The sequence below is a fragment of the Stappia sp. TSB10P1A genome (assembly GCF_900185725.1).
Taxonomy (GTDB): domain Bacteria; phylum Pseudomonadota; class Alphaproteobacteria; order Rhizobiales; family Stappiaceae; genus Stappia.
Genome location: NZ_FYAU01000019.1, coordinates 1 through 7,571, shown reverse-complemented (window position 1 = coordinate 7,571; position 7,571 = coordinate 1). Strand labels below are relative to the sequence as shown.

The window sequence follows — 7,571 nt, the reverse complement described above, 5'->3', positions numbered from 1 at the left end:
GCCGCCGGCGGCCGGCCGGTCGGCTCCGGTCAGGCGCATGTCGAGCGTCGCGCCGCCACGCTCCATCTTCGGCTCGACGCGGGTGGTGCGCCGGCCTCCGGTTGACGATCCCCGAGCCATCGATTCGGCCTGTTCCCTCCAGTGCGCGCGGATCTCGCCGCGCCGGCCAGACCCCGCGCGGGTCAGATGCGCGCGCGTCCAAGCTTCGCCTTGGAGCCTAAATGCGGCGATTTAAGGGGGTGTTAAGCCTGGTCGCCGGCGGCGCCGGATGCACCGCGCGGCTTTACAGCCCGGCCCGCCGCGCGCTACGCCTTGACCGGCTCGGGACGACGAGGCAGGCGGCGCCGCGCCGCCGCAACTCCGCGAAAGGTGCAAGCATGGCAAAGGGATACTGGGTGGCACGGGTCGATGTGAGCGATCCGGACGCCTACAGGAAATATATCGAGGCGAATGCCGAGGCGTTCCGCGCCTATGGCGGCCGCTTCATCGTGCGCGGCGGCCGCTTCGAGTGCAAGGAAGGCACGGCGCGCCAGCGCAACGTGGTGATCGAGTTCGACAGCTACGAGAAGGCGCTCGCCTGCTACGAGAGCGAGGCCTATGCCTATGCCAAGTCGCTGCGCGCCTCGCACGCCGTCTCGGACCTGGTGATCATCGAGGGCTATGACGGCCCGCAGCCGTAACCGCCGGCCCCCGGAACGGGCGGCCGGAGCGGGCGGCCGGAGCTGAGGGGCGGAACTGAGGGGCGGAAGGGGGGCCGGAGCGGCTACTGGCCGGCGTAACGGCCGGCATCCGCCCCGTAATGGTTGACATAGCGGCTGTTCAGCGCCTCCACCGGCATGACGATGAGCACGTCGGTGGTGCCGAACTGGTGGTCGACCACGGCGCCCTCGCCGATATAGGCGCCGAGCCGCAGATAGCCCTTGATCAGGGGCGGCAGCTCGCGCAGCGCCTGGCGCTCGTTGACCTCGGCCTTGGGCATCCGGTTCATCTCGACATAGCGCGCGTCGAGGGCGCGCACCCGCCAGGGCTCCGGCGCCCGCGCATTGTGGTGCAGGAAGGCGAGCTGCGAGGCCATCCGGTCCGGATCGGTGCCCTCGATCGAGGCGCAGCCGACCATCACGTCGATGCGGTGCATCAGCACATAGGCCCAGATGCCGTGCCACAGCAGCTCCACCGTCCGCTTGGTGCGGTAGGGCTTGAGCACGCAGGAGCGGCCGAGCTCCAGGAACTGCAGGCGCGGATGGGCGTCGACCAGCGACTGGATGTCGAACTCGGCCGAGGTGTAGAAGCCGCCATGGCGCTCGGCGACGTCCTGGCGCAGCAGCCGGTAGGTGCCGACGATGCGCGGCACCTTGCGGCCGAGCTTGTTGCGCTCGAACGCCTCGTGATCGAGCACCAGGAGGTGGTCGCAGATGTCGTCATAGGCGTCGACGTCGCGCTTGTTCGCTTCGGTCGCGGCATCGGCGATCGCCGACATTTCCTCGTAGAAGACGTGATAGCGAAGCTGCTGGGCCTTGCGGATCTCCTTGGCGCTGCGCGCCAGGCGCACCTCCAGCGAGCCGATCCGGCCGAGGCTGGGAACGTCGCGGCTTGCCGGTGCGGCCTTGATGCCGGGCAGCCAGCCGGACGAGGCCATCGCCGGCACGAACTTGCGCATCAGGCCGCGCGGCGACAGCGGCGAAAGAACAACGTTTCTCGTCATGGCCCCGAAGCCTTCCCTGCTTGCCTCCCGCAGACGCCGCCAGATATCTCTGCCGGTCCGAATGCCTGGTCCGGTCAGGGTCTTGTCGTTGGTGCCGGCCGTCGCGCATACGGCAGGGAGACAGCCGGCAAAGCATGCCGGCATCAGCCTGGTGCGAGTCGGCCGCGCATGGCGGACGGTCGTTTGCGTTGACCGTGCCGTAGACCATACTTTCCCAACACTTGCGTGACAATCGGCGAAGTTTTCAGTCGGCGCCCGGAAGCGGGGTCTCGGGGAGGCGGCGGACAATGCGCCGGCGAAGCAGATCCGGGTCGAGCGGCTTCGACAGGACCGCATCGGCACCGGCGGCAAGGGCCGCCTGTTCGGCGTCCGGAGTGACGTCGGCGGTGACCACATAGACCGGCGCGCGCGGCCAGCCGCCGGCCTGCTCCATCTGGCGGAAGCGGCGGATCGCCGCAATCCCGTCGATGCCCGGCATGTGCAGGTCCATCAACAGCATGTCGCAGGACCCGTCGGCGGCGGCGGCAAGGGCGGCGGCGCCGTCGGCGACCACCACCGGCTCGTGGCCGAGCTTGCGCAGCAGGGCCTCGCTGAGCATGCGGTTGATGTCGTTGTCGTCGGCAACGAGGACCCGCAACGGCCGGGCGCTGTGGGGGCCGTCCCGCTCCGCCGTCTCGGCCTCGGTCAGGGCGCGCGGCTCCGGCCGGCCCCAGGGCGACATGCCGGAACCGGGGCCGGAACTGGGGCCGGAACCGAGGCCGGCGTCGCGGCCGAGCAGCGTCGCGCACAACTCGCGCAGCGAGGCGGCGCGCACCGGGCGAATCAGATAGCCGCCGAAGCCCGCCTCGCGCAGGCGCGGCAGCCGGTCGCGCTCGCTCGGCGCCAGCAGCACGCCGGCGGGGGCGGCCAGCCCGGCGGCGCGGGCGCTGGCGAGCCAGGCGCCGGCATCGGCCACCGCGAGCGGGTCGAGCAGCACGAGGTCGGCGGTGAGCAGGGCGTCGTCGTCCTCCTCGTTGCCGGGGGCGAGCAGCACGGCTGCGGCGCCCTGCGCGGCGAGCGAGCGGGCGATCAGCGGCATCTCGATGCGGCTGGTCGAGACCAGCGCGATACGGGCGCCGGCGAGCGCCTGCGGGGCCGGCTCCGCCTGCCGCGCGGAGGCGGCGATCTCCAGCGGCAGCTCGACGCGGAAGGTCGCGCCCTCGCCCGGCGCCGAGCGGGCGGTGACATCGCCGCCCATCAGCCGCGCCAGCCGGCGCGAGATGGCAAGGCCGAGGCCGGCGCCGTCGAAGCGGCGGGCCGGGCCGTGGTCGACCTGCTCGAACTCCTCGAACAGCCGCTCGGCCTCCTGCGGCGCGAAGCCGATGCCGGTGTCGCGCACGGTGATCGCAAAGCGGCGCGGCGCCGCGCCGGCTTGCTCCGCCACCGGCTCGATCGACACTTCGACGCCGCCTTGCTCGGTGAATTTCAACCCGTTGCCGGCCAGGTTGAACAGGATCTGGCGCAGCCGCGTCGGATCGGCGACGAGCCGGGCCGGCATCTCCGGCGAAATATAGCAGCCGATCTCCAGCCCCTTCGACTGGGCGCGCGGCGACAGCAGCTCGACGACGCTTTCGGCGAGCGGGGCAAGCGCGATCTCCTCGGGCGCAAGGTCCAGCCGGCCGGCCTCGATGCGCGAGAGGTCGAGCACCTCGTTGATCAGGAGCAGCAGGATCTCGCCGGAGGCGCGCACCGCCTCGACATAGCTCGCCTGCTCGGCGGTGAGCCTTGTGTCGGCGAGCAGGCCGGTCATGCCGAGAATGCCGTTGAGCGGCGTGCGGATCTCGTGGCTGACGGTGGCAAGGAAGCGGCTCTTGGAGGCGTTGGCGGTCTCCGCCTGGGTGCAGGCGGCCAGCAGGGCGTCCTCGATGCGGCGCCGGTCGGTGACGTCGCGCAGGATCGTCTGAATCAGGGGCTCGCCGCTGCGCCCGTCGCGCACCGGCACGTCGCGGCGGGCGAACCAGCGCGGACCGGCCGCGGTCTCGATCCGGATGTCGCGGCTGGCCTCGGCCTCGCCGTCCGGCTGCGCCTCTGCCGGCAGGGTCGGCGCCCAGCCCTCGGGCAGCAGCCGTTCGGCCGCGTCGTTGGCATAGACGATCTCGCCGCCGGCGCGCCAGCGGGTGACCACGTCGCCGAGCGTGTCGAGCACGTCGCGCAGCCGGCCGTCGCTCTCCTTCAGCCGCCAGATCTCGTCGCGCAGCCGTTCGGTCTCGGCCGTGAGCAGGCCGCGCTCGGCGTCGAGCGCGGCAAGGCGGGCGTTTGCCTGCGCCATGGCGCGGCGATGGGCCTGCCGCGCGCCCTGCAGCACGCCGGCAAGGCCGATGGCAAGGCCGGTGACCGCCAGCGCGCTGCCGGCGGCGACAAGGCGCAGATGCTCGGGAACCAGCCAGACGGCCAGGGCGGCGCCGGCCAGGAAGCTGGCGGCGGCGACGCCAAGCGTCAGCAGCGAGGGGCCGGACGACGCGGGGGCGGTCGCCGCATGGGTGTCGGGGCGGGTGTCGGGGCGGGTCTCGGGGCGAGTGTCGGGGCGCAGCGACGTCTCGCCCGCGCCGGCCTGGGCGCGCTCGGGGGCGATCGGTCCGGCGTCGCGTTGCTCCGGTCCGTCCTGGCGTTTCGGGGCGGCCACCTGTTCTCCTCGTCACTCGGCTGGCTCGCGCAGGGCGCACGAACCCGCCCAGTTTCGGCCGGAGAGATTGAGAAACCGTTGCGGCAAAAGGCTTTGCGCCAGCGGGTCCTGACCCTAGGCGGCCTCCCTCAGATCGTCGAGGATCCCGGCCGCCAGCTCGAAGGACCGGACCCGGGCGGCATGGTCGTGGATCATCCCGGTGACGATCAGCTCGTCGGGCCGGTAGCGCTCGAGGATCGCAGCCAGCCCCCGCCGGACGGTGTCGGGCGATCCGGTGGCCGAGACGCTGAGCGCCTGGTCGACCTGCGCCAGCAGATGGGGCGGGATCTCGGCGGTCACGTCCTCGACCGGGGCGGGCAGCTTGCCCGGACGCCCGCTGCGCAGCCGCGCGAAGGAGAGCACCTGCGAGGAGCGCAGATAGCGGGCTTCCGTATCCGTGTCGGCGACGAAGACGCCGGCGGCGACCATCACGCGGGGTTCGGCGAGCTGGTCGGAGGGGCGGAAGGTGCTGCGATAGACGGCGAGCGCCTCCTCCAGCATGGCGGGGGCGAAATGCGAGGCGAAGGCGTAAGGCAGGCCGAAGGCGGCCGCAAGCTGGGCGCCGTAAAGGCTCGATCCGAGGATCCAGACCGGCACATGGGTGCCCTCGCCGGGAATGGCGCGCACCGGTCCGCCTTCCGACGGGGCGCCGAGATAGGCGATGAGGTCGACGACGTCCTGCGGGAAATTGTCCTCGCCCGCCATGTGCCGGCGCAGCGCCCGCGCCGTTGCCATGTCGGTGCCCGGCGCGCGGCCGAGGCCAAGATCGATGCGGCCGGGAAACAGCGTTGCCAGCGTGCCGAACTGCTCGGCGATGACCAGCGGCGAATGGTTGGGCAGCATGATGCCGCCCGCCCCGACGCGGATGGTCTTCGTCGCCGCCGCCACCTGGCCGATGACGACGGAGGTCGCCGCGCTGGCGATGCCCGGCATGTTGTGGTGCTCGGCAAGCCAGTAGCGGTGATAGCCCACAGCTTCCGCCTTGCGGGCGAGGTCGATGGTGTTGGCGAGCGCGTCGGCCGCCGTCCTGCCTTCCGGCACGGGGGCCAGATCGAGAAGGGAATAATGTTTCATGAGGATCTCCGTTGGAGCCTCACTTAGGACGCGGGAGCCCGGCAGCCAAGGGTGGAACGCTTGCTCAGGCGGCGCGCCGCTCCAGCGCGGCGCCCCGGTAGCTCAGCGCCTCGGCGAGATGCAGCCGCGAGACGGCGTCCGAGCCGTCGAGATCGGCCAGCGTTCGCGCCACTTTCAGCACCCGGTGATAGCCGCGCGCGGAGAGATGCAGCGCGTCGGCCGCCGATTGCAGCAGGTCGAGGCCGGCGGCATCGGGGGCGGCGACCTGTTCGATCAGCCGCGCGCCGGCCGCCGCATTGGTGCGGGCGGCAACGCCGAGCGCGGCGAAGCGTTCGCTCTGGCGCCGGCGGGCACGCGCCACCCGCTCGGCGACCGTGGCGGAGCTTTCGCCCTGTGCCGGGCGCAGAAGATCGGAGGCGGCAACCGCCGGCACCTCGATCCGAAGGTCGAGCCGGTCGAGCAGCGGGCCGGACAGGCGCGACTGGTATTCGGAGGCACAGCGCTCGCCGCGCCGGCAGACATGGCCGGGCTCGCCGGCATGGCCGCAGCGGCAGGGGTTCATCGCCGCGATGAGCTGGACGCGCGAGGGGTAGCTGGTGCGGTGGTTGGCGCGCACGATCACCGTCTCGCCGCTTTCCAGCGGCTGGCGCAGCCCGTCGAGCACCTGCGGCTGGAACTCGGGCAGTTCATCAAGGAACAGCACGCCATTATGGGCGAGCGAGACTTCGCCCGGCCGGGCGCGGATGCCGCCGCCGACCAGCGCGGCCATCGAGGCGGAGTGATGCGGCGCGCGGAACGGCCGCCGCTCGCTGAGCTTGCCATCGGCAAGCTCGCCGGCGATCGAGGCGATCATCGAGACTTCCAGCAGTTCGCGCGGGCTGAGCGGCGGCAGGATCGACGGCAGGCGCATCGCCAGCATCGACTTGCCGGCGCCCGGCGGGCCGATCATCAACAGGTTGTGGCCGCCGGCGGCGGCTATCTCCAGCGCCCGCTTGGCGCTTTCCTGGCCGCGCACCTCGGCAAGATCGGGCAGGGCCGTGAGGTTGGCGCTGAGCTTCGGCTGCGGCCGCGACAGGATCTGCGTGCCCTTGAAATGGTTGGCGAGCTGGATCAGCGAGACGGGGGCGAGGATCTCCATCTCCGGATCGGCCCAGGCCGCTTCCGCGCCGCAAGCCGCGGGGCAGATCAGCCCGCGGGCGAGCGTGTTGGCGCCGATCGCCGCCGGCAGCACCCCGGCGACGGGCGAGATCGTGCCGTCCAGCGCCAGTTCTCCGAGCACCACATAGCGCTCCAGCTCGGCCGCCGGCAGCGCCCCCATCGCCGCCATCAGCGCCAGCGCGATGGGCAGGTCGAAATGCGAGCCCTCCTTGGGCAGGTCGGCCGGCGCGAGGTTGACCGTGACGCGCTTGGCCGGCAGCGACAGGCCGGAGGCGATCAGCGCCGAGCGCACCCGCTCGCGGCTCTCGCCCACCGCCTTGTCCGGCAGGCCGACGATGGTGAAGGCGACCTGGCCGGGGCCGATCTGCACCTGCACGTCGACAGGTTTCGCCTCGATGCCCTGGAACGCGACCGTGGTGACCCGCGAGACCATTGATTGACCGCCCCCCTCGCCCCGCCCCAATGGCTTGTGCGAAACCGCTGCAACCGCAATGGACTGCAACCTAGCGCAACCGCTGGTCGGTCACAACCGTAAGGAGGGGGAGGGAGAGGGGCGCGAGGAGAGGGGGGCGAGGAGAGGAGCGGGCGCTTACGCGCGGGCCCGCTTGGCCTCGACCGTGTCCCAGACACGGGCGGCGATGTCGGGTCCGCCGAGGCGGGCGACGGCGCGGATGCCGGTCGGGGCGGTGACGTTGATCTCCGTCAGGTAGCCGCCGATGACGTCGATGCCGACGAGGATCAGGCCCTTTTCACGCAAGGCCGGGCCGAGACGGGCGCAGATCTCGCGCTCGCGCGGGGTAAGGTCGGCTTCGCGCGCCGCGCCGCCGCGCACCATGTTGGAGCGCAGGTCCCCCTCCTGCGGCACCCGGTTGACCGCCCCGGCGAACTCGCCGTCGACCAGCAGGATGCGCTTGTCGCCCTTGGAGACCTCGGGCA

5 protein-coding genes and 1 pseudogene are annotated in these 7,571 nt (G+C 72.0%); 1 reads left to right on the top strand and 5 read right to left on the bottom strand.

Annotated features, from left to right (window positions below; genetic code table 11):
- The first annotated feature begins 377 nt into the window (after positions 1-377).
- A complete protein-coding gene (locus tag TSB10P1A_RS07915) occupies positions 378-680 on the top strand; it encodes a DUF1330 domain-containing protein (RefSeq protein WP_186387383.1) in 303 nt (100 codons plus the stop codon).
- Between the two features lie 83 nt (positions 681-763).
- Here the strand turns inward: TSB10P1A_RS07915 and TSB10P1A_RS07910 are convergent, their stop codons facing one another.
- The 5 genes and pseudogenes from TSB10P1A_RS07910 to TSB10P1A_RS07890 form a co-directional block, all read right to left on the bottom strand.
- Positions 764-1,636, bottom strand: a complete 873-nt coding sequence (locus TSB10P1A_RS07910) for a GNAT family N-acetyltransferase (RefSeq protein ID WP_244293037.1) — start codon at positions 1,634-1,636, stop codon at positions 764-766.
- A 310-nt stretch (positions 1,637-1,946) separates the two neighbouring features.
- Positions 1,947-4,364 (bottom strand): hybrid sensor histidine kinase/response regulator, encoded by a 2,418-nt coding sequence (locus tag TSB10P1A_RS07905; RefSeq protein ID WP_186387381.1) that lies wholly within the window; start codon positions 4,362-4,364, stop codon positions 1,947-1,949.
- A 114-nt stretch (positions 4,365-4,478) separates the two neighbouring features.
- Positions 4,479-5,477, bottom strand: coding sequence for an LLM class flavin-dependent oxidoreductase (locus TSB10P1A_RS07900; RefSeq protein ID WP_186387380.1), 999 nt, complete (start codon positions 5,475-5,477; stop codon positions 4,479-4,481).
- A gap of 64 nt (positions 5,478-5,541) precedes the next feature.
- Positions 5,542-7,068 (bottom strand): YifB family Mg chelatase-like AAA ATPase, encoded by a 1,527-nt coding sequence (locus TSB10P1A_RS07895; RefSeq protein WP_186387379.1) that lies wholly within the window; start codon positions 7,066-7,068, stop codon positions 5,542-5,544.
- 156 nt (positions 7,069-7,224) lie between these two features.
- Positions 7,225-7,571, bottom strand: a pseudogene (locus tag TSB10P1A_RS07890) (glutathione synthase); the annotation flags it as partial.

Coding starts and splice junctions, on each gene's coding strand:
- TSB10P1A_RS07915 (WP_186387383.1), top strand. CDS start 378: ATGGCAAAGGGATACTGGGTGGCACGGGTCGATGTGAGCGATCCGGAC.
- TSB10P1A_RS07900 (WP_186387380.1), bottom strand. CDS start 5,477: ATGAAACATTATTCCCTTCTCGATCTGGCCCCCGTGCCGGAAGGCAGG.
- TSB10P1A_RS07895 (WP_186387379.1), bottom strand. CDS start 7,068: ATGGTCTCGCGGGTCACCACGGTCGCGTTCCAGGGCATCGAGGCGAAA.
- TSB10P1A_RS07910 (WP_244293037.1), bottom strand. CDS start 1,636: ATGGCCTCGTCCGGCTGGCTGCCCGGCATCAAGGCCGCACCGGCAAGC.